The sequence below is a fragment of the Natrialba sp. PRR66 genome, assembly GCF_034808065.1.
Lineage (GTDB): Archaea > Halobacteriota > Halobacteria > Halobacteriales > Natrialbaceae > Natrialba > Natrialba aegyptia.
The window spans coordinates 400,059-421,072 of record NZ_JAXHGN010000005.1 but is presented as its reverse complement, the minus strand read 5'-3'; the positions used below and the strand labels follow the sequence as shown (position 1 = coordinate 421,072).

The following is a 21,014-nucleotide window of genomic DNA, read 5'->3' as shown; positions in this document are numbered from 1 at the left end:
GAACTGCGACTATGAGCTTCGAGGAAGACGACAGAGTCGTGCTGAACGACAAGCACAGCGAGTTCGACGGTGACACCGGCACCATCACCCAGACGATGGAGTCGATGTTCGGCGATGTAACCTACACCGTGAGCTTCGAGGACGGCCAGGAGACGGGGATTCCGGAGGACGATCTGGAGGCGGCTGCCGAGGAGGACGCAGACGACGACACAGACGCAGACACCGACAACTAACGCGATACACGGGCAGTATCTGCCTCTCGACGCTCGGCACACGACTGCCTCTCTTGTCGGGTGTAGCCGCTGGCCGTGTGAATACCTCCTTCACGCGCTGTCCCGTTTTGTCACCGACACCGAACCGACGCTGACGGCGATACCGAGACTGCCACTACGATCGGCACCGACACCGACGTCGAATCGAACTCGACTCTGAGGCCCACACTCACACCGAGACCGACACCGACACCGATGCCACAGATCCCGCTTCACTACGTCGACATCCGAACGTTCTGCTACGCCACCGAAGACGAAAAGCGCGTCGAGCAAGCCCTGCGTACCTTCCTCCCCGAAGAGTTCGAAATCGATCGCGCCGAAACCGAGGGCCACTACGGCGACCGCATCCTCATCCTCTCGGCGCGCGTCGAAAACGCCGACGACGTTCGCCACGTCCTCTCGCAACTCACCGAACTCGAGTCGTTCGGCACCCTGCTCGACGAACTCGACGACCGCGTGACCGAAAACACCGAACTCTTCGTGCGCCTGGACAAGCAGGCCGCCTTCGGGGGAACCGTCCGCGTCGGCGACGGCATCATGTTCCGGGCGAAGGTCGAAGCCTACCCGGCGAAGAAAGAACAGGCCCTGGAGAACGCGCGGGACGTTCTCGAACGGCTGCGCGACGAGTCGTCGTAGACCGAGGAACTCCCCTCCTGTCGGTGTCAGGCATCCTTCCAAATAAGCCCCTCAATCGTCGCCCGCAACACGGTCTCGCCACCCTCGTTCTCGCAGTCGACGGCCGACGTGAACTCGTAGCGGTCGTCTCGTTCTGCGACTGTCTCGTATGTTGACCGACACGTGATGTGTTCTCCGGTGTAGACCGGTCGGATGAACTCGATCTCCATCGTCCGCGCCAGTACCTCGTTGTCGCCGCCGATCTTCGTGGGCATGGTCGCCGTCAACAACCCCTGGACCATCACCCGACCGTCTTCATCCGCGTCAGTGTGACGCGGCTGCGCGTCCCCGGAGAGTTCGGCAAACTGCTTGACATCAGCTACCGTGAACGTCCGCTCGAACGTTCGCGTCTCCCCTTCGACTGGTGGGTTCATGCAACCGGACAGTACCGGTCGGGTCGTCGTAACGATGGCGGTCGCTGAACTCGTTGGTCTGCAGCAATCATAACGCGCTCGTCGGTCGAGCCGTCGGATCGCAACCCACTGGGGAACCCAACATGTTGGTGAAGCAGCTAAGCGATCGACGCCCGTCGATTCCGTATGAACGGGAACGACGACGTGTCTGTTACCACCGGATACGGAACGTCCGTACATAGACTGACAGCGCTCCCGCGAGACCTCCACGGAAGAAATCCGATCCTGTTCTGGACCGCCACGGGAAACGCCGTTCTGGGTCTGGGTTTTCTCGTCGGGCTCGCGGTAGACCCCAGTGTCGTCAACGGGGAGTCCGCGTGGCTCAAACCGACGAAGTTTGCCGTCTCGATCTGTCTGTTTACCGCGACCCTCGCCTGGCTTACACCGCACCTGACGGTTTCGCGGCGATTTCGTCGATCGAGTTCGTGGGCCATCGCGGGTGCGCTGGGCATCGAAATCGTCGCAATCGCCGGCCAGGCCGCTCGTGGCACCCGGTCGCATTTCAACTACGCGACGACGGTCGACACGGCCATCTACGTGACGATGGGAGCGGTGATCGTCGCGATGACGCTGCTGGTCGCGTGGCTGTTCGTTCGCGCGACGCGAAACGGATTCGACGTTCATCCGGCGTTCGCGCTGGGGATTACACTCGGCGGTGGGCTGTTCGTCGTCGGCGCGTTCGAGGGGCAGGTGATGGGCGTGTTGAATACGAACTCCGTCGGTAGCGGCTACACGCTGCCGGCGGTCGGCTGGACGCTCGTCGGGGATTTTCGGGTGGCACACTTCGCCGGCCTCCACGCGTTGCAGGTGCTTCCGCTAGCAGGCTACGTGGCTGCGCGCGCCGAGCAACAGGGCCGGATCACCGCACCCCGAAAGGTCGTCTGGCTCGTCGGGGGCCTCTACGCGGGACTCTTACTCCTGGCGTTTTCGCTGGCGCTTGCGCCGCTGGTCGCGTGACCGAGTCCGTTGGATTCTCGCAGGCAGCGGGTACGTCACGCGGCCTGCAACCGGAACCGGAGACTAATATCGATCGGCGTGTACTAGGCAGTTACACGACGCCCTACGGAAACGGTGGACGATGACACGAGACGGACTAACCCGCGATGACGGAGCGGATGATTAGCGCGACGTTCCGGATACGGCTCTCGGAAGCCCTCTGGGTAGCTCAACTCTCCACCGCGTTCCCGCAGGCGACGTTCAGGCTCCTCTCGGGATACCGGACCGAAGAGCGGGCGCTGGAACTCGGCGAAACGATCACCGACCGACCGGCGGCCGTCGTCGCGGCGATGGCCGACCATCCCTCGATAGAGATCTCCGAACTGCTGGAATCGGACGCGCGGCGCGCGCTCGTCAAATACGAGACGACCGACACCGCCCTGTACGAGTTCGTCGAACGGTCGTCGCTCACGATCGAGTTCCCGATCACGGTACAAGACGGCTGGTACGAGTTCGATCTCACGGGGACGCGTCAGGAACTGGACCGCGTGCAGGAGCTGCTCGAAGGCGGACCCTACGAGTACGAACTCCTCTCGTTGATTCAGTCGCCGGACGCGGACCGCTTGTTGACGACGCGCCAGCGAGAAGTGATCGAAACGGCGATTCGGATGGGGTATTTCGAGATTCCGCGGACGTGTACCCTCGCTGTGGTGGCGGACGAACTCGGGATCGACAAGTCGACTGCGAGTACGATTTTGCGGCGGGGTGAGGCGCGGATTATCAAGTCCTTCGTCAGCGGTCCCGACTGACGGGACTGGCTGAGGGGGCGCTACAGCACACCGCTCGGCGGGTGTTCAGCGGGAGCGCGGTGCTCGTCGATTGTCGGGATTCGCTACGACGGTTTCAGCGCCGAGCGTTGGCGGCGGTGAATTTGACTCTGGAGTTCACCCGAGCGTCGCGTTTGCGGGCCGAGTTGTGGCGGTGGTGGTGGTTGTGGTGGGTGTCGGTGTGGGTTCGATGACTGCGGTGGTGAGAGTGATGGTGGTCTCGCACACCGGCCGACAACTCGGCTGGCCGCCGCGACCCGAGTGTAGGTGAACTCGGTTGGCGGTGGCCGCGGCTTACTCGGCGTCGGAATTCGAGTCGGACCGGTTGGGGTCCGGCGGGGCGACGCGACAGCCGCAGGGGCCGGCGACGGCTTCGCCGGGGCCGATCATGGTTCGCTGTGCGATCGGCGTCCCACAGCGGGGACAGCGGGGGAGGCTGACGGTCTCCGGTTCGTCCGTCGTCTCGGTGCCGTTGCTAGCCGTGTCGGGTGCAGTGCCGTTGTCACCCACGTCGCTCGCGGTGCCGTCGCTAGCCGCATCGCTCGCGCCCGCGTCGTCGGTCATACCGATCGGCACCCCGATTCGCTCGTTCGTTCGGCAGAACGCGTTGCTACTGGTCGACTCCGTCGATGCATCAACCGTGCGGGATGTTTATATCCCGTGAGAATGTACGCAAACATGGCTTCAGTGCAACACCGCATGGAAGCCACGTCTCGGATGGTGGCTCATCCGGGACATTTTCATGTCCGTTATGGCTTCCGTCCTAATTGTTGACTGGTAGTGACTTATATCTACCGCTGGACGGTGGGAAGGAGCGTTCGGCCGCGATAGAACTCGTGTCGCTCTCGGCCGAAAATCGCCGTTCGTACTAACGACAGAGGATGCAGGGACGGTGTGGCCGCATCGTAACCGAGTTCACGGATCGAAGCCGACGGCGAAATCAGCTTCTGTACTGCCGTTCTCGGCGGTTCGAACCGGGCTGAGACGCGGATATCCAACCGCGAAACCCTCACGACCGAAACGATTATGAATATCGGTTCCGTGGCGTCAGCTAATGGTAACGCTGTAGCTGGGTCGGCTTTTTTCGCTCGGGTTGCTTTGCGTAGACCACGCACTGTAGTCGGAGCGCCAGCTACGTGATCGTCCTACTACGTTCTCCGTAGTGTAGACAACCATGATAGTCAAGCCGACAATACATGTTACCAGCCACCAATCAGCGAACTCGCGTCGCTCGGAAGAGCGAGTTCAGATCGAATCGACACTCAACCCCGAACCGCCGCTCCACCCGGACGCATCGAAGCGAACGGTCCGTCCTCGGCACCGACCGTGAGGGGGACGACTCGCCCATCTCGCTACGCAAACGAGGCGGATTCCGAACTCGGCGATTCGCCGCCGGCGGGGGGCGCTGATGGCGCGACACAGCGATGCGGAAACGGCCGCCGACCCGGTCATCTCCGTCCGCGACCTCACGAAGGTCTACGGACAGGGAGACGCTGCAGTTCGAGCGGTTGACGGCGTCAGTTTCGATATTTCTCCCGGTACCGTCGTCGGCGTTCTCGGCCCGAACGGGGCCGGAAAAACGTCGGCGATCAAGATGATGCTGGGATTGATCACTCCGACGGCCGGCGACGTTCGGATCGCCGGAACGGACGCACTCTCGAATACGACGGCGATCTATCGACACGTCGGTGCGATGCTAGAAGGTGCCCGCAACGTCTACTGGCGACTCACGGTCCGCGAAAACGTCGAGTTCTTCGCGAGTCTCAACGGCTTCGATCCGAAGCGGACCGCGGATTACCACGACGCGCTCATCGAACGGTACGGACTCGAAGACAAGGCCGACACGCCCGTCCGGGAACTCTCGCGCGGGATGAAGCAGAAAGTCTCCCTTCTCTGCACCCTGGCGCGGCAAACGGACGTGATCTTCCTCGACGAGCCGACGCTCGGGCTCGACGTCGAAACGTCGCTCGACCTCCGGCAGGAGATACGGCGGCTTACGGACGACCGTTCGATGACGGTCGTGCTCAGCAGCCACGATATGGACCTCGTGGAAGCCGTCTGCGATCGCGTCATCATCGTGCGCGCCGGGCGAATCGTCGCGGACGACACCGTCGAGAATCTCGTCGAACTCTTCCGGACGCAGGCGTACCAATTAACCGTCGGATCACCGCTTTCGGAGGCGGCGAAAGATCGACTCGAGCACCGGTACAACGCCCAGGGTTGGGAGCGGATCGGCGAACACGTACGGTTCGAAGCAACGCCTCGATCCGAGGATTCCGTCTACACGCTGCTGAACGAACTCCAGCGGGAGGCCGTCCCGCTCGTTTCGATCCAGTCGTTGCAGCCGGATCTCGAGAACGTCTTCCTCGAACTGACGACCGAGGCGGCTCGGCCGGAAACTCAAAACGGAGGGGAACGATGAACGCCCTGCTCACGTTGACGCGAGCGATCGCACGCAAGGAGCTTATTCTGATGGTTCGCTATCCGGTTAATACGCTCTCGAATCTGTTCCTGACCTATCTCTTCTTCGTGCTGATCTTTTTCGGCGGGCAGGCGGTAGCGGGTCCCGCGCTCACGGCGTCTCTCGACGGGATAATCGTGGGCTTCTTCCTCTGGACGATGGCCTCCCTATCGTTCGGCTATCTCGCGTGGTCCGTGACAGCGGAAGCGCAGTGGGGCACCTTCGAGCAGTTGTACATGACCCCGTTCGGCATCCGAACGATAATGCTGGTGAAAGCGGCCGTCGGGACGACCATCAACTTCGGCTGGGGTCTCGTTATGTTGCTCCTGCTGTTGGTGACATCCGGCCGGTCGCTCCAGGTGGATCTCGGGACGGTTCTCCCGCTCGGCGCGCTCACCCTCGCCTCCGCGATCGGTATCGGGTTTTGCTTCGCGGGGCTTTCGATCCTGTACAAACGGATCGAGGACCTACTGAGCGTGGTAAACTTCGCGCTTGTCGGGTTCATCGCCGCACCGGTCGAATCGGTCGCCTGGTTGAAGGCGATCCCCCTCGCCCAGGGAAGCTATCTCCTGCGGCGAACGATGGACGGCGGAATCCGTCTCTGGGAGATTCCCGCGCCGGAAATCCTGCTACTGGTCGGTACCGCGATCGCGTATCCCGCGGCCGGCTACTACGTCTTCCGGTGGGCACAGCGCCGCGCCCGACGAAAGGGAATCCTCGGTCACTACTAGCCGCTGAACTCGAGCGACGAGATCCCCTTTTGGATCGTCCACGACCGTCGAGTTCAGTTCGGGTACGGGACAGTTTCCCTGGGACAGTGTCAGCACCGTGCCGAAGAGCCGATCATGGCCGCTGCGATGATTATCGACGCGATCCAGGGCACTAGCTGTCGTACCGTTTCGGTTGCGGCCGCGTTCCTTCTCTCTCGTGAGAACGTACCCAATTGTGGCTGCGTCCCCTCGCCGGCTCGGAAGCCGCGTCTCGGTTGTCTCAGCAACTGGGACATCCTACGTCCGGTTAGCGGCTTCCGTTCTACTTGTTGAAGGTAGCAACGCATCTCTATCGCTGAATAACTAGACGGACGACCGTTCCACGTCTCATCGAATGATAACTCAATATCGGCCACCAGGCTTATCCGTCTCTATCTCCACCCGTCTGCAAAATCGCCCGACGGAACAGTGACAACGGCGTGTCCAGAATTTTATTCGGCTCACGAGTCTGGCTAGTAACGCTTAAAACAAAGTGCGCACAATACCCTCCACAATGGCGAGCAACAAGATTCTCGGAATCGACCTCGGTACGACGAACAGCGCGTTCGCCGTCATGGAAGGCGGCGATCCGGAGATCATCGTCAACGCCGAAGGCGAACGGACGACCCCCTCCGTCGTCGCGTTCACCGACGACGACGAGCGGCTCGTCGGCAAACCCGCGAAGAACCAGGCGATCCAGAACCCCGAAAAGACGATCGCCTCGATCAAGCGCCACATCGGCGACGACGATTACACCGTCGATATCGAGGGCGAAGAGTACACCCCCGAGGAAATCTCGGCCATGATCCTCCAGAAGATCAAGCGCGACGCCGAAGAGTACCTCGGCGACGACGTCGAGAAGGCCGTCATCACCGTCCCCGCGTACTTCTCCGACCGCCAGCGCCAGGCGACCAAGGACGCCGGCGAAATCGCCGGCTTCGACGTCGAGCGCATCATCAACGAGCCCACCGCCGCCTCGATGGCCTACGGACTCGAAGACGACGCCGACCAGACCGTCCTCGTCTACGACCTCGGTGGCGGGACCTTCGACGTTTCCATCCTCGACCTCGGCGGCGGCGTCTACGAAGTCGTTGCAACGAACGGGGACAACGACCTCGGCGGCGACGACTGGGACGAAGCCATTATCGACTACCTCGCCGACGAGTTCGAGGCCGACCACGGCATCGATCTCCGCGAGGACCGCCAGGCGCTCCAGCGGCTCAAGGACGCCGCCGAGGAGGCCAAGATCGAGCTCAGCAGTCGGAAAGAGACGGAGATCAACCTACCCTTTATCACGGCCACCGACGACGGCCCGATCCACCTCGAAGAATCGCTCACGCGCGCGAAGTTCGAATCCCTGACCCAGGACCTCATCGAGCGCACCGTCGAGCCGACCGAGCAGGCGCTCGAAGACGCCGGCTACGAGAAAGACGACATCGACGAAGTCCTCCTCGTCGGCGGCTCCACGCGGATGCCCCAGGTCGCCGAGAAGGTCGAAGAACTCGCCGGCCAGGAACCCCAGAAGAACGTCAACCCCGACGAAGCCGTCGCGCTCGGCGCGGCCATCCAGGGCGGCGTCCTCGGCGGCGAGGTCGACGATATCGTCCTGCTAGACGTGACGCCGCTCTCGCTGGGTATCGAAGTCAAGGGCGGTCTCTTCGAACGCCTCATCGAGAAGAACACGACCATCCCGACCGAGGAGTCGAAGATCTTCACCACCGCCGCGGACAACCAGACCACAGTCCAGGTCCGAGTTTTCCAGGGCGAACGCGAACTCGCGGAGAAGAACGAACTGCTCGGCGAGTTCCACCTGACCGGCATCCCACCGGCACCCGCGGGAACGCCACAGATCGAGGTCACCTTCAGTATTGACGAAAACGGTATCGTCAACGTCTCCGCCGAGGACAAGGGCAGCGGCGAAACCGAAGAGATCACCATCGAGGGCGGCGCTGGCCTCTCCGACGCCGAAATCGACGAAATGCAGCAGGAAGCCGAAAAGCACGCCGAAGAAGACGAGAAGAAGCGCCAGCGCATCGAGGCGCGGAACACGGCCGAAGCGACGATTCAGCGCGCCGAAACCCTCCTCGAAGAGAACGAGGAGGCGGTCGACGACGGCCTGCGCGGCGACATCGAGGCGGCTATCGAAGAACTCGAGGCGACGATCGACGACGACGAGGCGACGGCCGAGGACATCGAGACCGCGACCGAGGACCTGAGCACCGAACTGCAGGAGATCGGCAAGCAGATGTATCAGGAGGCCGGCGCTGCTGGCGCTGGCGGTGCTGGCGGTGCCGGCGCAGCCGGCGGTGCTGGTGCAGCCGGTGCCGGCGGCATGGGTGGCATGGGCGGCGGCCCCAACCCGGGCCCGAGCGGCACTGCCGGCGGTGACGACGAAGAGTTCGTCGACGCCGATTTCGAGGACGTTGACTTCGAAGTCGAGGACGAAGACGACGAGTAACGGTCTCTGACGGAGTTTCGAGCGGTTTTCTTCGTTTTACTCTAGCGGCGCGATTGAATCCAACGCGGCTGTCACGGGTGCCGAAATGAACTCTGTTCCCGATCCGCCGACAGCGCCGGCGTTGGCAGTGGCGTGAACTCGGGATAGTGAGACGGACCTCTTCCTCCCTATTTCGCCCACTTCCTGCCGCGTTCTCCCGCTTGTGATAGGTAAACGCGCCGCTCGATTCCCGGGATTCGGCGGGGCGGAAGCGGCGGTTTTCAGTTGTCTTTGCAACCCCAGCCGAATGCCGTCCAGCCGCCATCAGCGGTGAGCACTTCGCCGGTCACGAACGTCTCATCGGAAGCGAGGAACGCGACGCAGTTTGCGACCTCGTCCGGCGTCCCGAACCGGTCGAGCGGCGTCCGATCCCTGATATCCTGTTGGTCGAATCCGGTATCGTCCTGGGCTTGCTCGACCATCTCGGTCATGATGTATCCCGGTGCGAGAGCGTTTACGTGGATATCGTGTTCCGCCCATTCGACGGCGAGACACCGGGTGAGATTGTTCACACCGCCTTTCGTCGTATTGTAGGGCGTTCGATCCTGTTGTCCCATCTTTCCCATCATGCTCGAAATATTGACGATGTGGCCGCCGTCCCCCTGGTCGATCATTTGGGTGCCCGCCGCCTGTGCACAGAAGAAAACGCCCGTGAGATTCACGTCGACGACCCGCTGCCAGTCCGCGGCCGACATCTCCTCTGCCGGACCGCGGATGTTGATTCCCGCGTTGTTTACCAGCACGTCGAGACGACCGAACCGGTCGACGGTTTCGTCGATCAAATTTTCGACGGACGACTTCTCGCTCACGTCGACTTCGACCGCGTGAGCCGTGCCGTCGTAGTCGTTCTCCTCGAACTCGTCGACGACCCGTTTACAATCCGAAAGCGAGCGCGAGCAGATAACGACGTTATCGCCGGTTTCCGCGAACCGTTCTGCAATTCGCTGTCCAAGTCCTCTGGTCGAACCCGTTACGATCACCGTTCGTGTCTCCGATTGGGGAGCCATACTATCGCTGATGGCCCGACCTATCCACTTACGTATTGTGTCTTGTGATCGTGACTATCCAGACAGGAAAGAGTCAGCGGCGGATCGTCTCCCAGCACGGAGTGTCCCGAGTTCAGCCGCCGGGTGTCCGATCAGTTGACGGGGCGTACCGGCCGGAGACGAGACATGGTCGATCGTTTTCGGGGAACGGTCGTTTCAAGTGGTTCAACCGAGTATCGATGGAACAACGAATGAGCGAGGACTTCTACGACGTACTCGGTGTGAGTCCGGACGCGGACACCGAAGAGATCAAACAGGCGTACCGGAAGAAGGCCACGGAGTACCATCCGGACGTCAGCGACGACCCGGACGCCGAGGAGAAGTTCAAGAAGATCCAGAAGGCAAAACAGGTCCTGACCGACGAGGAAAAGCGCCAGGCCTACGACCGCATGGGCCACGACCGCTACGAACAGGCCGAGAAACACGGCTTCGACGCCAGCGAGGGCGGCATGGGTGGCGGGATGGGCGGCGGCCCGTTCGGTGGCATGGGCGGTGGCGGCATGGGTGGCGGCGGTCTCGGCGACATCTTCGAGCAAGTCTTCGGGGGCGGCGGCCGCGGCGGCGGTCGGGGCCGCCGTCGACCGCAGAAAGGACGCGACCTGCGCACCGAACTCGATATTGAACTCGAGGAGGCCTTCGAGGGCGTCGAGAAGCAGTTCTCCGTCGAGCGCCCCGAGGAGTGCGATGACTGCGGCGGCGAGGGCCACCCGCCGGACGCTGAGTCTCGAACCTGTCCGGAGTGTCAGGGTCGCGGGCAGGTGACGCAGGTCCAGCAGACGCCGCTCGGTCGCGTCCAGCAGACGACGACCTGCCCGCAGTGTGAGGGCGACGGAACCCTCTACTCGGAAACCTGCGACTCCTGTCGCGGCGAGGGCTACGTCCGCAACGAGGCGACGCTCACCGTCGAGGTGCCGGCGGGTATTCAGGAGGGCCAGACGCTCCGGATGGAGGGTGAGGGTGCGCCCAGTCCCGACGGCGGCCCACACGGCGACCTGCTGATCGACGTTGCGATCCGCGAGCACGACGAGTTCGAGCGCGACGGGGACGACCTGCGCTACCGGTTGCCGATTTCGTTCCCGCAAGCGACCTTCGGCGACACGATCGAGGTGCCGACGCTCGACGGGGCCGTCGAGTTCGACGTGCCGCGGGGCACCCAGAGCGGGGAGACGTTCCGGATACAGGGCAAGGGGATGCCGCGGCTGCGCCGGCGCGGGCAGGGCGATCTCTACGTGAAGGTGCAAGTCGTCACGCCGGACTCGCTCAACGAGGAGCAACGCGAGGCCCTGGAGGCGTTTGCCGAGGCGGGCGGGGACGAAATCGAGGTCAACGAAGGCTTCTTCGAGCGGATCAAGCGCGCGTTCTGAGCGGCGACTCGGCGCTCGCTCGGCCGCTCGTTTCGGCGCGCTTTTTTCATCGCGGGACCCAGTGACGGGTATGACCGAGCGTGTCGCGACAGTCGACGAGTTGTTCGGCAGGGACCGCCGCGGTGACCGAACGGTCCTCGTCGACGGAACGGGCCGCGAGTTCGACGCACACTGGCTGTGTACGACGACCTGGAAGGCCGGCAACTTCCTGCGACACGCGGGCGTTCACGAGGGGACGACCGTCGGCGTCGTCGGCAGCGGCCCGCTCGCCCTGCTCGCGTGTTTCGGGACGACGCTGCTCGGCGGCAAGACGCACTTCGAGCCGCCGGCCGACCTCGGCGACGCGGACGACCTGCAGGCGCTGGTCGCACCCGTCGACGACCTCGAGACTGGACGCTATGACCTGCCGCGGGGAACCGGCAAACTCGGATACGGCGACGAGCCGACCACACCGGGTGTCAGGCACTTCGATGCCGGCCTCTGGAGCGAGAACCCGTCGTTTCCGCCGCAGATGCTCGATCCAGACACGGTGCTACTGACCGACGGGAAACGGACGGTGAGCCACGCGAGTGCGATCGAGACTGCTCGAGCGGTCATCGACGAGTTCGAACTCGAGGCGGGCAAGCGCGTCGTCGTCCGCGAGTCGCTCGCCGACCCGCGAGTTGCGGTCGCGGGCGTCCTCGCACCGCTGCTTGCGAAGGCCGTGGTCGTCCTTCCGGCCGACGGGGACCCGCCCGAGTTGGCCCCTGCGGACGAGCGTGGGGCGGTCGCCGTCTCACGGACGACACGACCGGAACGCGTACAACTCGATCCGGCTGCGATATCGCTATTGTAACGCGTCACACCGCGGCGCGAACGAGTAATAATTCGGACAAAATCGTTTAACTGTACGTTCGTCCATACGTGACGTATGGCAGATGTTGCTATCGTCGGCGGGGGTCCCGCCGGCCTAAGCGCCGCCCTTTTCACTGCAAAGAACGGTCTCGAAACGGTCGTTTTCGACACCGACGACACGTGGATGCACAAGGCCCACCTGTTCAACTACCTCGGCGTCCGCAGTCTCAGCGGGGACGAGTTCCTCGAAATCGCCCGCGGACAGGTCGAGGACCGCGGTGGCTCGATCAACGGCGACGAACCGGTCGTCGGCATCGAACGGGCGGACAACGGGTTCCACATCGAAACCGAGGCCGACGAGTACGAGGCAACCTACGTCGTGCTCGCGACCGGCGCGGATCGATCGCTCGCTGAAGAACTCGATCTCGCGTTCGACGACGAGGACACCGTCGACGTCGACCTCGACATGGAGACGAGCGTCGACGACCTGTACGCGACTGGTGCGATGGTGCGCGCCGAGGAGTGGCAGGCCGTCATCGCGGCCGGCGACGGTGGCTCGGCGGCGCTCGACATCCTCAGCAAGGAGAAAGGCGAACACTTCCACGACTTCGATACGCCCGCCGACGTACCGTCGCTCAGCGAGTGAGCGACCGTTACCGCCACTCCACGGCCTGCACGTTCGGGCCTCGCGACTAACTCCCTGCTCGGTGGACGAACGCATATGGAGTTCACCGACTTCGAAGACGTGTTCGTCCACAAACTCGCCCAACAGTACTACATCGAACAGGAACTCGTCGGCACGCTCGACGAGATGGCGATCAACGCGACCAACGACCGATTGAGCGACGGGTTCGCTGATCACCGCGACGAAACCCGAACCCAGGTCGGGCGGATCGAAGACGTGTTCGCGGCGCTCGACCGACCCGCGGAGGCCAGAGACGCCCCCGTCCTCGACGCGCTCGAGGAGGAACGGACCGAACTCGAACAGGCCATCACGGACGACGACCTGCTGAATATGGTCTACCTGAACGCGGGGATGATGACCGAACGCATCGAGATGACCGCCTACGAAGGGCTATCGATGATGGCGGACCGACTCGAGTACGACAGGGCGGTCACCGCCCCGCTCGAATCGAACTACGACGAGGAGAAATCGGCGTACCGCGAACTCGAGACGATGGCGACGGCCTCGGAACTGAAATCGCTGTGGGATCGGCTGACTCCGTCGTAACCGATCGGATCGAACCGCCGTTTCTCGCCGCAGTCCCCCGCCGGTCGACCCGTCGACTACAAGAGACCGCGCGCCGAACTTCCCGTGTGCAACTCGAGTGCGTCTTCTTCGGCCCGTTCCGCGACGCCGTCGGCACGAAAACCGTCCGCTACGAGACGACCGCCGAAACCGTCGGCGGCCTCCTTCGCGAACTCGAAGTCGAGTTCAGCGAACTCGACGGTGAACTCGTCGCCGCCGACGGCGCGGGCCTTGCGGGCGATACCGTCGTGACGCTCGATAAGCGAAACGTGACCCACATCGACGGACTGGACACGCGACTGCGGGAGGACGTCGTGATCCGGCTGGTGCCGTCGGTGTACGGTGGCTGACCGCTACCCAGAACCGGAAACCGACAATCGGGACGCGGCGAGTCAGTCCGCCGAGGGAACGGACGAATCGACCGCAATTGCGGCTCGATCCGCAACCGTTCCGTCGTAATTCCAGCCGCGAGCGTCGTAATACTCCGTGAGCGCGTCCTCGAAATCGGGGATTTCGTAGGGCAGTCGATCGTCGTCGCGGTCGAGGCCGCGCCGATTGTTGAAGTGCCGTTCGCGTTCGACAGTACGGGCACCGATGTCGAGAAGCGTCGTGTAGTCGGCGTCGAACAACGCTTCGAGTCGATCCTCGGTGACGTAGTCGCTCCCGAACGCGCAGATAATCCCCGTGTCGCGGAACACGTTGTGATTCTCCATCGTGACGAGCGTCTCGGCCTTGCCGAGGGTGCCCTCGGGATCGAGTTCACCGCTGTACTCGAGGCCTAGCATGCCGGCGTACATGTGATCCGCGCCGCGGTTCGCGACGGCGTAGGAGAGCCCCTGACCGTGCAGGACGCGCCCGTCGTGGGCGGCGAACTCCATCCCTTTCACGGTGTAATCGTCGACGCCGAGGTCGTCGTGACAGCGGGCGACCCCTTCGGCGAGCACGTCGCCGACGCCCTCGCGGTGGGCGATCCGTTCCGTGATCTCCCGCGCGAGTGCAGCGTTGCCAAACTCGTCCTCGCTTGCGAGGTAGGCCGCGACGGTGACGCCCGCGGAGATGGTGTCCATGCCGAGGGTGTCACACAGGTCGTTGGCCTGCATCACGTCGACGATGTCGCCGACGCCCTGCAGCGAACCGAAGGAATAGACGGTTTCGAACTCCGGTCCTTCCGTCTCGACGCCGCGGTCTTCGTCCCGGGTCGGGAGTTTGCAGGCGTAGGCACAGGCCGAGCACGCGCCCTTCTTGTATTTCTTTGCCTCGACCGCATCGCCGCCGATGTGTGCTGCGTTCTCGAACTCGTAGTCCTCGAAGTACCGCGTCGGCAGCGAGAAGTTGTCGTTGATGAACTCCGTGCTGCCGGTGGTCCCCTGGCGGCGCATCAGGTCGTCGGACTGGGCGGCTTCGCGGTGAACGTCCGTCGTCGGGGAACTCGGGATGTCGACCTCGACGGCTTCCTTCGCGTCGCCCTCGAAGGTGACGCACTTGACGTTCTTCGAACCCAGGACGGCACCGAGTCCGCCGCGGCCGAAGGCCCGCGAGTCGAAGGTCATCACCGACGCGAAGCGAACGAGGTTCTCGCCCGCGGGGCCGATCGCGATGCAGTGCTCGGGACCGAGACCGTGATGTTCGTCCATGTAGTCCGACGTTTCGGGTACCGTCGCACCCGCGAGTTCAGGAACCGGCTCGAACTCGACGCCGGAATCGGTGACGTGGACGGCGAGCGGCTCGTCGCTCTTCCCGGTGAGTTCGAGGACGCTGATGGCCGTGTCGACGAAGTTGCGCGAGAGGTAGCCGCCGGCGTTGGTCGAGACGAGGCCGTCGGTCAGCGGCGAGAGGCCGGTCATGTTCATGCGGCCGGTAAAGGACATCCGGGACTGCTGGAGCGGGCCGGTCGAGAGGTAGGCGCGGTTCTCGGGGCCAAACGGGTCCGCGTCGAACGGGATGCGTTCGTGGGCGAGGGCGGTCGCCGTCGCCCGCCCGCCGACGGTGTCGGCGAGCAGGTCCTCGATGGATGTCTCGGTGGCCGTTCGCTCGCCGACGTCGACGGTGAGCAGCGGGCCGTTCGCGTGGAGCATAGCGAACAGTTATCCATGAAAGACCTTAGCTGTGGGTCCCCGGTTGCTCGACGACCCGAATTGAGAACGGCGGTCGCGATCGGGGCGGGGACGAGAATGAGAGCGGAACCGGAACGGGAACAGCGCGAGGCGAGAGCGGGACCAAAACGCGAACAAACAAAACTATGAGGGGAGACAGGACACAGTAGTGACACCAATGCAGTACGATGCAGTCCTGTTCGACTTCGACGGAGTCGTGGTCGAAACTCCCTCGTCGCGTCGACTCTCCGACTCGTTGCGTCGAACCTACGAGGAACTCGGGCAGTCCGAGAAGCCCGGGCCAACCTCAACCCCGAACCCAGCCACAGCCCCAGCCTCGACACTGGTGCGCGAGTTCGTTCACGGTGACTTCCCCGCCATCGCCGAACGCTGTCGCTCGCTGGGCATCGAGACGGATACCTTCTGTTCCCGGGCCGCTCGGGAACTCGTTCGGACACAGCTCGATGCGGTAGAACGAGGATTGCGGTCGGTCTACGACGACATTACTGCTGTTCGATCGATCGAACTGCCGGTCGGTATCGTCAGCGACAACCATCCGACCGTCGTCTCGTCGCTGCTCGATCGGTTCGGGCTCCGCGCGCTGTTCGAAACGATCTACGGCTGTCCGCTGACGGCCGACGGACTGGCCAGACGGAAGCCCGACCCACGGAACATCGAGGACGCGATGGCCGAGCTCGAGGCTGACTCCGCACTGTACGTCGGCGATCGTTCCGTCGACGTACAGGCGGCACACAATGCGGGTATCGATGCGGTGTTGCTCTCACGGTCCGACAGCGAGGCATCGACAAAAACGGAATCGGACCTGGATCCGGACCACGAAGTCGGCTCGCTCGCCGAACTCCCCACCGTTCTCGGCTCCACCGCGTAGCGGTACCGAGACTGCGGGCACGGACGATTCGATCGTGTCATCACCGCGTGCCTGCTCGGACCGTTCTGGAACCGGGCGAGACGCACGATCGTCGGCGCGCACCTGCCTGCCCCCGATTTTTCTCCTCTCAGAGTGGCCGTTCCACCATGAACGACGAGCGCTGGACCGCCCTCAGAACCCAGTGTGAAACGCTCGACCCCGGCACTGAACTCGAGACGCCGGTCTCGGACCGTCGGTTCAGCGTCGTCCGAACCGCCGGTGATCGGATCGCCGTCCGCTTCGAGGACAGCGGCGAGGAACGCCCGCTCTGGCGCGACCAGTTCGACGTGTTCGTCGACCAACTTGCAAACACCCAGGTCGCCGTCGCCGACCTCCAGCCGAGCGTCGAGCCCTACGCCGTCGTCGTCACGCTCGCCCCCGAGTTCACCGTCGCGGACGACGCGATTATCTCCGATCCCGAAGATGCCGTCGCCGGCGAGAGCCCGTTTCTGGTCTCCGCGGTCGAGGCGCGAACCCAGCCCGAACGCGTGCACGACGATGCGCTGTTGCTCGCCGCGTTGCTCGATGAACTCGACGATATCGACGACGCGGCCGATCCCTCGTCCCTCGAGACGGACCCACTGACCGACCTGTACGTCCTCTCTTCGGACGTGCAGCGGGGCACGGACCGGCTCCGCGGATCGGCGCGGGACGCACTGCTCGACAGACTGGGGCCGGATCAGGAGCTTCACGGCCGGTACGGGACCGTTCGCCGAACAGTTCGCGAGCGCCGGCGGCCGCTGGACGAGGAGACGGTGTTCGACGCCCTCGACGAGTACGAGATCCCGCGCGAGTGGGTCCTCGGGATCGATCCGGAGAAACTCGACGTGGTCCTCTCGGTGACCGATCTCACCGCCGAGGAAGTCTACGAGACTCGCGAGAGCGTCTACGTGCAGAAGACGAGCGTCGACGAGGACGAGAAGTACTCGCGGCTCCAGGGGCTCATCGATCAGGTCGCCGCACTCGAGGGCGAGGAAGGCGAGTCCATTCGCGAGGAGTTAGACGAGATCGAATCGCGGCTCGAGGCGGCGCTCGCGAGCGGGTAGTGGGCGTCTGGGACCCGCGGCGTCAGTCGTCCCCAGTGCTGTCGACGGCGTCCGCAGTCGCATCGCCCACGCGCCGCTCGAGAAAGTCCGCGAGCAGTTCGAACGTCCGCAGTTGTTGGCGCTGATCGGTCGAAGCGTGGCCCTCCTCGCCGAGTTCGTGATACTCGATGTCGCCGTCGGGGCCGCTCTCGTAGCCCAGCGACTCGAGTTCGTCGCGGAACAGTCGGGCCTGCGAGACGGGGACCCGGCTGTCGTTGACGCCGTGGACCATCAGGAGCGGGGCCGCGAGGTTGTCGGCGTGGGTGATCGGCGAGCGCTCTTCGTACAGGTCGGGGTTCTCCGCGGGCGTGCTGAGGTACTTCTCCATGAGTTCGGTTCGATAGTGGGGCATCGTCGTCTCGTACTGTTCTTCGAGATCGGTCAGCCCGATCCAGGCGATGGCCGCGTTGTACAGATCCGGATACTGGACTGCTTGCCAGTACGCCGAGTAGCCGCCGTAGGAGCCGCCGAAGACGGCGACGCGGTCCGAGTCGAGCCAGTCGCGCGTCTCGATGACGTGCTCCGCGGCCGTCGCCACGTCGCCCTGTTCGGCCCCGCCCCAGTCGTCGAACAGGTGCTCGACGAACTCGCGGCCGCGGCCGGTCGAGCCGCGGTAGTTGACCTCCAGTACCGAAAAGCCCCGTTGGACCAGCACCTGCGTGTAGAGATCGAAGGACTTCTCGTCGCGGGCCCGCGGCCCGCCGTGGATCTTGACGACGAGCGGCGACGGCCGCGCCCCGGAATCGTACAGCAGGGCTCCGATTTCGAGTTCAGCTGCCGGCTCGTGGTCGACTGCCACGGCGGGGGTCTCGGGGACGCCGTCGGACCGGACCGTGAGGTACTCCGCGTCGCCGAACTCGTCGGGGGTGAACGGGCCGTACTCGGCCTCGAGCAGCGTCTCGAACGTGTCCGTTTCGAGGTCGTAGGCGAGCAGTTCCGGTCGGCTGGTCGGGCTGGTGTGCTGGAGCAGGAGCCGATTCTCGTCGATGCTCACGCCGCGGCGGCCGGGGTGGCCGACCGTCGTCACGCCCGCGGGTACGTCGAGTTCGCGGCCATCGCCGCTTGCCACATCGTAGACGACGGGGACCGTCCGCGCGTCGCGGGTGCGGAGGGCGAGAAATCGATCGTCGGGGAGAAACGCCACTGCAGTCTCTTCGAACTCGCTGTCGCCGTACCAGGTGACTGCGGCGTCGCCGTCGGTATCGGTGTCTGTTCCGGCATCGGAATCGGAATCGGAACCGACACTGGCACCGGTACTGGTGTCCTCGAACGTCACGATCCCGGCTCGTCCGAGGTCGGGCGTGTTGTCGGTGACGAGCAGGCGAGCCGTATTTCCGTCCGGGTCGTCGCGTTCGGTTCCGTCCCCGCCCCCGTTTCCGGGACCGTCCCCGCCACCGCTCCACGCGACCGGAAACGACTCCGCGCCCACCTCGCCGAGGTCCAGGTTTCGCGGCTCGGAGCCGTCCGCGTTCGCGACGTACACGTCGAGGTTATCGAAGTCGTCCGTCTCGTTTGTCGCGTACGCGATTCGGTCGTCACTCGGGGAGAACAGCGGATTTCTGACGGCCCGCTCGTAGTCGGTAAGCTTGCTGAACTCGTCGGCGGGACGGTCGTAGCGGTAGACGTTCATTTGGCCGTCCGTGTTCGTGTTGACCAGGAGCGTCTCGCCGTCAGCACTGACATCTTGCAGCGTTGCCTGGCCGTCGAGTTCAACGACGGACTCGACCGTCCCGTCACGGCTGAGTGCGTAGATGTCGTTTTGCTCGTCGCCGCCGTCGTCGCGGTGGAAGAACACGCGGTCGCCGTCGGCGTCCCAGCGGAGGAACCAGCGGGCGTTGCGCGGGACATCGCCGTTGGACCATCGGTCGAGTTCGCCGGTTTCGGTGTCGAGAACGTGGAGTTCGTTGCGTCCGGTGGTGTCGTAGTAGAACGCGACGCCGCGGCCGTTGGGCGAGAGGGTCGGGTGGGCGATCGTCGGAAGCGATGCGAGGGCTTCGAGGGCGTCTTCGTCGTCCGTGGTCATCGTGAGCATATCACGTTTCTGTAGCTTAATAAGTAGGGAAATCATGTCGTCTGGACGCGGCAGGACTCCCACAAACCCTTTTGGCCATCAGTGCCGTACGTCAAATCATGTACGTGCGGGACGCGAAAAACAGGGAAGAGGTCTGGCTGCTCGATCATATCGAGTCGATGGGGCTCGACGACACGGCGTTCCGCTCGCGCGACTACGTCGTCGCCGTGGACGAAGAGTCCGGGGAAAAGGCCGGGTTCGGCCGGATACGAATTCACAAGGATCACAGCGGGACCGAGACGGGCGAGAGCGACGACGGTGACGGTACCGAGACTGGGGCGGCCCGAGAGGAGCCTGCCGAAGTCTGCGAACTAACCAGTATCGGCGTGCTCGAGTCCTGGCGCGGACAGGGCGTCGGCGCTCACGTCGTCGAGCGACTGATCGAGTACGCCAGCGACGAGGGGTTCGACACGGTCTACTCGCTGACCGGCGAGAGCGCCTACTTGGCCCAGTTCGGCTTTCGTCGAATCGAGGAGTCGCAACTCCCGGCGGTCCTGCAGGAGCGCCTCTCGGAGAAACGCGACCGAACCGACCCCGATGCCGTCGCACTCGCTATCGATGTCGACCAATTCAGGCTGCCGGACCGCCTTCGAGAGGCGTTCAAACGTGCACCGGAAGGCCGGTCGACGGCCTCGGACGACGACTCCGCCGAGGACTTCGGGATCGATCCCGACTCGGCGACCTACAAGTACGATACCGGACAGTAGTCACGGCTGTCGATCGAATCCGTGGCGGAACGCGACCCACGCGATCGCGCTCACGCCGAGAATCGGCGGCAAAATAACGAACCCCCACAGCGGATCGAGTCCCCACCAGATCAGGATGACGAGATAGAAGAGTCCGATCAAGAGAAACGGAAGCACGTACAGCGCCGCTCGACGCCGATTACGCGGTTCATCGGTTGTCGACTGTGGCGGAAACGACGACCCCATATCGGTGATTCAGTCACGGAAGACAAAAACGGATGTGGCGATCATATTGAAAGTCACGAATTCAAATAGAGCCGAGAGCGAGGACTCTGAGGCGGGCGTAATACGACACCGATCTGAGTGCCACACGGCGGTGGATGCAGATACTGAAACGGGCACGAAAACGGATATCCGCGCAGAAAGCAATACAAACACAGACGCAGAGATGGACAGGGATACCCATGGATACTGACGACACCACCCGTGTCTGGCTCGTCGAACGCACCTACTCGGACGACGAACTCAACCTCATCATCCTGGTGTACGCCACGACGGACGGACGCCACTACCACCGTCGAGAACGCGCGCTTCCGAGTTTTACGGGACCGGCTCGCGAGACGAAAGCCGGACTCTCGGTGACGGCCGACGAACTCGGAACGGTCGATGACCACTCGACGCGAGAGCGCTACGCCGCCGAAGCCACGCGTGTCGCCGAAGAACACGACCCCGCTGACGCTATTTGAAACCGATCTCGTTCGCCACGGCAGGTACTCCGATCCGACTGGCTGAGGAGACGCGCAGTCGAACGAACTCGATCACCGACGG

22 protein-coding genes are annotated in these 21,014 nt (G+C 63.7%); 16 read left to right on the top strand and 6 right to left on the bottom strand.

Annotated features, from left to right (window positions below; all coding sequences use genetic code 11):
- The first annotated feature begins 11 nt into the window (after positions 1–11).
- The gene (locus SM755_RS19055) at positions 12–233 is read left to right on the top strand and encodes a hypothetical protein (protein ID WP_006824539.1); all 222 of its coding nucleotides are present in this window, start codon (positions 12–14) and stop codon (positions 231–233) included.
- Between the two features lie 234 nt (positions 234–467).
- Positions 468–908, top strand: coding sequence for an RNA-binding protein (locus SM755_RS19050; protein WP_323174025.1), 441 nt, complete (start codon positions 468–470; stop codon positions 906–908).
- Positions 909–934: 26 nt separating this feature from the next.
- Here SM755_RS19050 and SM755_RS19045 read toward each other — a convergent pair whose 3' ends face one another.
- Complete coding sequence (locus SM755_RS19045; RefSeq protein WP_006666380.1) at positions 935–1,321, bottom strand: MaoC/PaaZ C-terminal domain-containing protein; 387 nt, start codon at positions 1,319–1,321, stop codon at positions 935–937.
- Between the two features lie 165 nt (positions 1,322–1,486).
- Between SM755_RS19045 and SM755_RS19040 the strand changes: the two genes are divergently transcribed.
- Positions 1,487–2,317 carry a hypothetical protein gene (locus tag SM755_RS19040; RefSeq protein WP_323174024.1) on the top strand — a complete coding sequence of 277 codons (831 nt, stop codon included), beginning with the start codon at positions 1,487–1,489 and terminating at the stop codon, positions 2,315–2,317.
- A gap of 146 nt (positions 2,318–2,463) precedes the next feature.
- Entirely contained in the window at positions 2,464–3,105 is a 642-nt protein-coding gene (locus SM755_RS19035; protein ID WP_006666382.1) for a helix-turn-helix domain-containing protein, read from the top strand.
- 312 nt (positions 3,106–3,417) lie between these two features.
- Here SM755_RS19035 and SM755_RS19030 read toward each other — a convergent pair whose 3' ends face one another.
- A complete protein-coding gene (locus tag SM755_RS19030) occupies positions 3,418–3,687 on the bottom strand; it encodes a hypothetical protein (protein WP_323174023.1) in 270 nt (89 codons plus the stop codon).
- 844 nt (positions 3,688–4,531) lie between these two features.
- Between SM755_RS19030 and SM755_RS19025 the strand changes: the two genes are divergently transcribed.
- The 3 genes from SM755_RS19025 to dnaK all read left to right on the top strand — a co-directional run bounded on the left by SM755_RS19025 (position 4,532) and on the right by dnaK (position 8,791).
- Positions 4,532–5,545, top strand: a complete 1,014-nt coding sequence (locus SM755_RS19025; RefSeq protein ID WP_323174022.1) for an ABC transporter ATP-binding protein — start codon at positions 4,532–4,534, stop codon at positions 5,543–5,545.
- Positions 5,542–6,315, top strand: coding sequence for an ABC transporter permease (locus SM755_RS19020; RefSeq protein WP_323174021.1), 774 nt, complete (start codon positions 5,542–5,544; stop codon positions 6,313–6,315). Before SM755_RS19025 ends, SM755_RS19020 begins: the two co-directional genes overlap by 4 nt.
- Positions 6,316–6,847: 532 nt before the next feature.
- Positions 6,848–8,791, top strand: a complete 1,944-nt coding sequence (dnaK, locus tag SM755_RS19015; RefSeq protein WP_323174020.1) for a molecular chaperone DnaK — start codon at positions 6,848–6,850, stop codon at positions 8,789–8,791.
- A gap of 260 nt (positions 8,792–9,051) precedes the next feature.
- Here dnaK and SM755_RS19010 read toward each other — a convergent pair whose 3' ends face one another.
- Positions 9,052–9,837 carry an SDR family NAD(P)-dependent oxidoreductase gene (locus tag SM755_RS19010; RefSeq protein ID WP_049903737.1) on the bottom strand — a complete coding sequence of 262 codons (786 nt, stop codon included), beginning with the start codon at positions 9,835–9,837 and terminating at the stop codon, positions 9,052–9,054.
- Between the two features lie 230 nt (positions 9,838–10,067).
- Here SM755_RS19010 and dnaJ point away from each other — a divergent pair, with 230 nt between their 5' ends.
- The 5 genes from dnaJ to SM755_RS18985 all read left to right on the top strand — a co-directional run bounded on the left by dnaJ (position 10,068) and on the right by SM755_RS18985 (position 13,673).
- Positions 10,068–11,240, top strand: coding sequence for a molecular chaperone DnaJ (gene dnaJ / locus SM755_RS19005; RefSeq protein WP_323174071.1), 1,173 nt, complete (start codon positions 10,068–10,070; stop codon positions 11,238–11,240).
- Positions 11,241–11,310: 70 nt separating this feature from the next.
- Entirely contained in the window at positions 11,311–12,075 is a 765-nt protein-coding gene (locus SM755_RS19000) for a hypothetical protein (RefSeq protein ID WP_323174019.1), read from the top strand.
- 75 nt (positions 12,076–12,150) lie between these two features.
- Positions 12,151–12,720 carry an FAD-dependent oxidoreductase gene (locus SM755_RS18995; RefSeq protein WP_323174018.1) on the top strand — a complete coding sequence of 190 codons (570 nt, stop codon included), beginning with the start codon at positions 12,151–12,153 and terminating at the stop codon, positions 12,718–12,720.
- A 75-nt stretch (positions 12,721–12,795) separates the two neighbouring features.
- Positions 12,796–13,305 (top strand): DUF892 family protein, encoded by a 510-nt coding sequence (locus SM755_RS18990; RefSeq protein ID WP_323174017.1) that lies wholly within the window; start codon positions 12,796–12,798, stop codon positions 13,303–13,305.
- Positions 13,281–13,673, top strand: a complete 393-nt coding sequence (locus SM755_RS18985) for a MoaD/ThiS family protein (RefSeq protein WP_323174016.1) — start codon at positions 13,281–13,283, stop codon at positions 13,671–13,673. Before SM755_RS18990 ends, SM755_RS18985 begins: the two co-directional genes overlap by 25 nt.
- 42 nt (positions 13,674–13,715) lie before the next feature.
- Here the strand turns inward: SM755_RS18985 and SM755_RS18980 are convergent, their stop codons facing one another.
- Positions 13,716–15,398 (bottom strand): aldehyde ferredoxin oxidoreductase C-terminal domain-containing protein, encoded by a 1,683-nt coding sequence (locus tag SM755_RS18980; protein WP_323174015.1) that lies wholly within the window; start codon positions 15,396–15,398, stop codon positions 13,716–13,718.
- 196 nt (positions 15,399–15,594) lie between these two features.
- Here SM755_RS18980 and SM755_RS18975 point away from each other — a divergent pair, with 196 nt between their 5' ends.
- Positions 15,595–16,305 (top strand): HAD family hydrolase, encoded by a 711-nt coding sequence (locus tag SM755_RS18975; protein ID WP_323174014.1) that lies wholly within the window; start codon positions 15,595–15,597, stop codon positions 16,303–16,305.
- A 146-nt stretch (positions 16,306–16,451) separates the two neighbouring features.
- The gene (locus tag SM755_RS18970) at positions 16,452–17,390 is read left to right on the top strand and encodes a hypothetical protein (protein WP_323174013.1); all 939 of its coding nucleotides are present in this window, start codon (positions 16,452–16,454) and stop codon (positions 17,388–17,390) included.
- Between the two features lie 22 nt (positions 17,391–17,412).
- Here SM755_RS18970 and SM755_RS18965 read toward each other — a convergent pair whose 3' ends face one another.
- On the bottom strand, positions 17,413–19,452 hold the full coding sequence (locus SM755_RS18965; protein ID WP_323174012.1) for a prolyl oligopeptidase family serine peptidase: 2,040 nt from the start codon (positions 19,450–19,452) through the stop codon (positions 17,413–17,415).
- A gap of 107 nt (positions 19,453–19,559) precedes the next feature.
- On the opposite strand from SM755_RS18965, the gene SM755_RS18960 reads away from it, so the two are divergent.
- Positions 19,560–20,207, top strand: coding sequence for a GNAT family N-acetyltransferase (locus SM755_RS18960; RefSeq protein ID WP_323174011.1), 648 nt, complete (start codon positions 19,560–19,562; stop codon positions 20,205–20,207).
- Here the strand turns inward: SM755_RS18960 and SM755_RS18955 are convergent, their stop codons facing one another.
- Positions 20,208–20,432, bottom strand: coding sequence for a hypothetical protein (locus tag SM755_RS18955; protein WP_323174010.1), 225 nt, complete (start codon positions 20,430–20,432; stop codon positions 20,208–20,210). It abuts the gene before it with no gap.
- A 218-nt stretch (positions 20,433–20,650) separates the two neighbouring features.
- On the opposite strand from SM755_RS18955, the gene SM755_RS18950 reads away from it, so the two are divergent.
- Positions 20,651–20,932: a hypothetical protein gene (locus SM755_RS18950; RefSeq protein ID WP_006666397.1), complete on the top strand. Its 282-nt coding sequence runs from the start codon at positions 20,651–20,653 to the stop codon at positions 20,930–20,932.
- Positions 20,933–21,014: the final 82 nt, after the last annotated feature.

Bases quoted from the DNA above. Each gene is read 5' to 3' on its own strand.
- SM755_RS18975 (WP_323174014.1), top strand. From the start codon at position 15,595: ATGCAGTACGATGCAGTCCTGTTCGACTTCGACGGAGTCGTGGTCGAA.
- SM755_RS18970 (WP_323174013.1), top strand. From the start codon at position 16,452: ATGAACGACGAGCGCTGGACCGCCCTCAGAACCCAGTGTGAAACGCTC.
- SM755_RS19035 (WP_006666382.1), top strand. From the start codon at position 2,464: ATGACGGAGCGGATGATTAGCGCGACGTTCCGGATACGGCTCTCGGAA.
- SM755_RS19020 (WP_323174021.1), top strand. From the start codon at position 5,542: ATGAACGCCCTGCTCACGTTGACGCGAGCGATCGCACGCAAGGAGCTT.
- SM755_RS18980 (WP_323174015.1), bottom strand. From the start codon at position 15,398: ATGCTCCACGCGAACGGCCCGCTGCTCACCGTCGACGTCGGCGAGCGA.
- SM755_RS19040 (WP_323174024.1), top strand. From the start codon at position 1,487: ATGAACGGGAACGACGACGTGTCTGTTACCACCGGATACGGAACGTCC.
- SM755_RS19050 (WP_323174025.1), top strand. From the start codon at position 468: ATGCCACAGATCCCGCTTCACTACGTCGACATCCGAACGTTCTGCTAC.
- SM755_RS19000 (WP_323174019.1), top strand. From the start codon at position 11,311: ATGACCGAGCGTGTCGCGACAGTCGACGAGTTGTTCGGCAGGGACCGC.
- SM755_RS18990 (WP_323174017.1), top strand. From the start codon at position 12,796: ATGGAGTTCACCGACTTCGAAGACGTGTTCGTCCACAAACTCGCCCAA.
- SM755_RS19055 (WP_006824539.1), top strand. From the start codon at position 12: ATGAGCTTCGAGGAAGACGACAGAGTCGTGCTGAACGACAAGCACAGC.
- SM755_RS18965 (WP_323174012.1), bottom strand. From the start codon at position 19,452: ATGACCACGGACGACGAAGACGCCCTCGAAGCCCTCGCATCGCTTCCG.
- SM755_RS19030 (WP_323174023.1), bottom strand. From the start codon at position 3,687: ATGACCGACGACGCGGGCGCGAGCGATGCGGCTAGCGACGGCACCGCG.
- dnaK (WP_323174020.1), top strand. From the start codon at position 6,848: ATGGCGAGCAACAAGATTCTCGGAATCGACCTCGGTACGACGAACAGC.
- SM755_RS18960 (WP_323174011.1), top strand. From the start codon at position 19,560: ATGTACGTGCGGGACGCGAAAAACAGGGAAGAGGTCTGGCTGCTCGAT.
- dnaJ (WP_323174071.1), top strand. From the start codon at position 10,068: ATGAGCGAGGACTTCTACGACGTACTCGGTGTGAGTCCGGACGCGGAC.
- SM755_RS19025 (WP_323174022.1), top strand. From the start codon at position 4,532: ATGGCGCGACACAGCGATGCGGAAACGGCCGCCGACCCGGTCATCTCC.
- SM755_RS18950 (WP_006666397.1), top strand. From the start codon at position 20,651: ATGGATACTGACGACACCACCCGTGTCTGGCTCGTCGAACGCACCTAC.
- SM755_RS18955 (WP_323174010.1), bottom strand. From the start codon at position 20,432: ATGGGGTCGTCGTTTCCGCCACAGTCGACAACCGATGAACCGCGTAAT.
- SM755_RS19045 (WP_006666380.1), bottom strand. From the start codon at position 1,321: ATGAACCCACCAGTCGAAGGGGAGACGCGAACGTTCGAGCGGACGTTC.
- SM755_RS19010 (WP_049903737.1), bottom strand. From the start codon at position 9,837: ATGGCTCCCCAATCGGAGACACGAACGGTGATCGTAACGGGTTCGACC.
- SM755_RS18995 (WP_323174018.1), top strand. From the start codon at position 12,151: ATGGCAGATGTTGCTATCGTCGGCGGGGGTCCCGCCGGCCTAAGCGCC.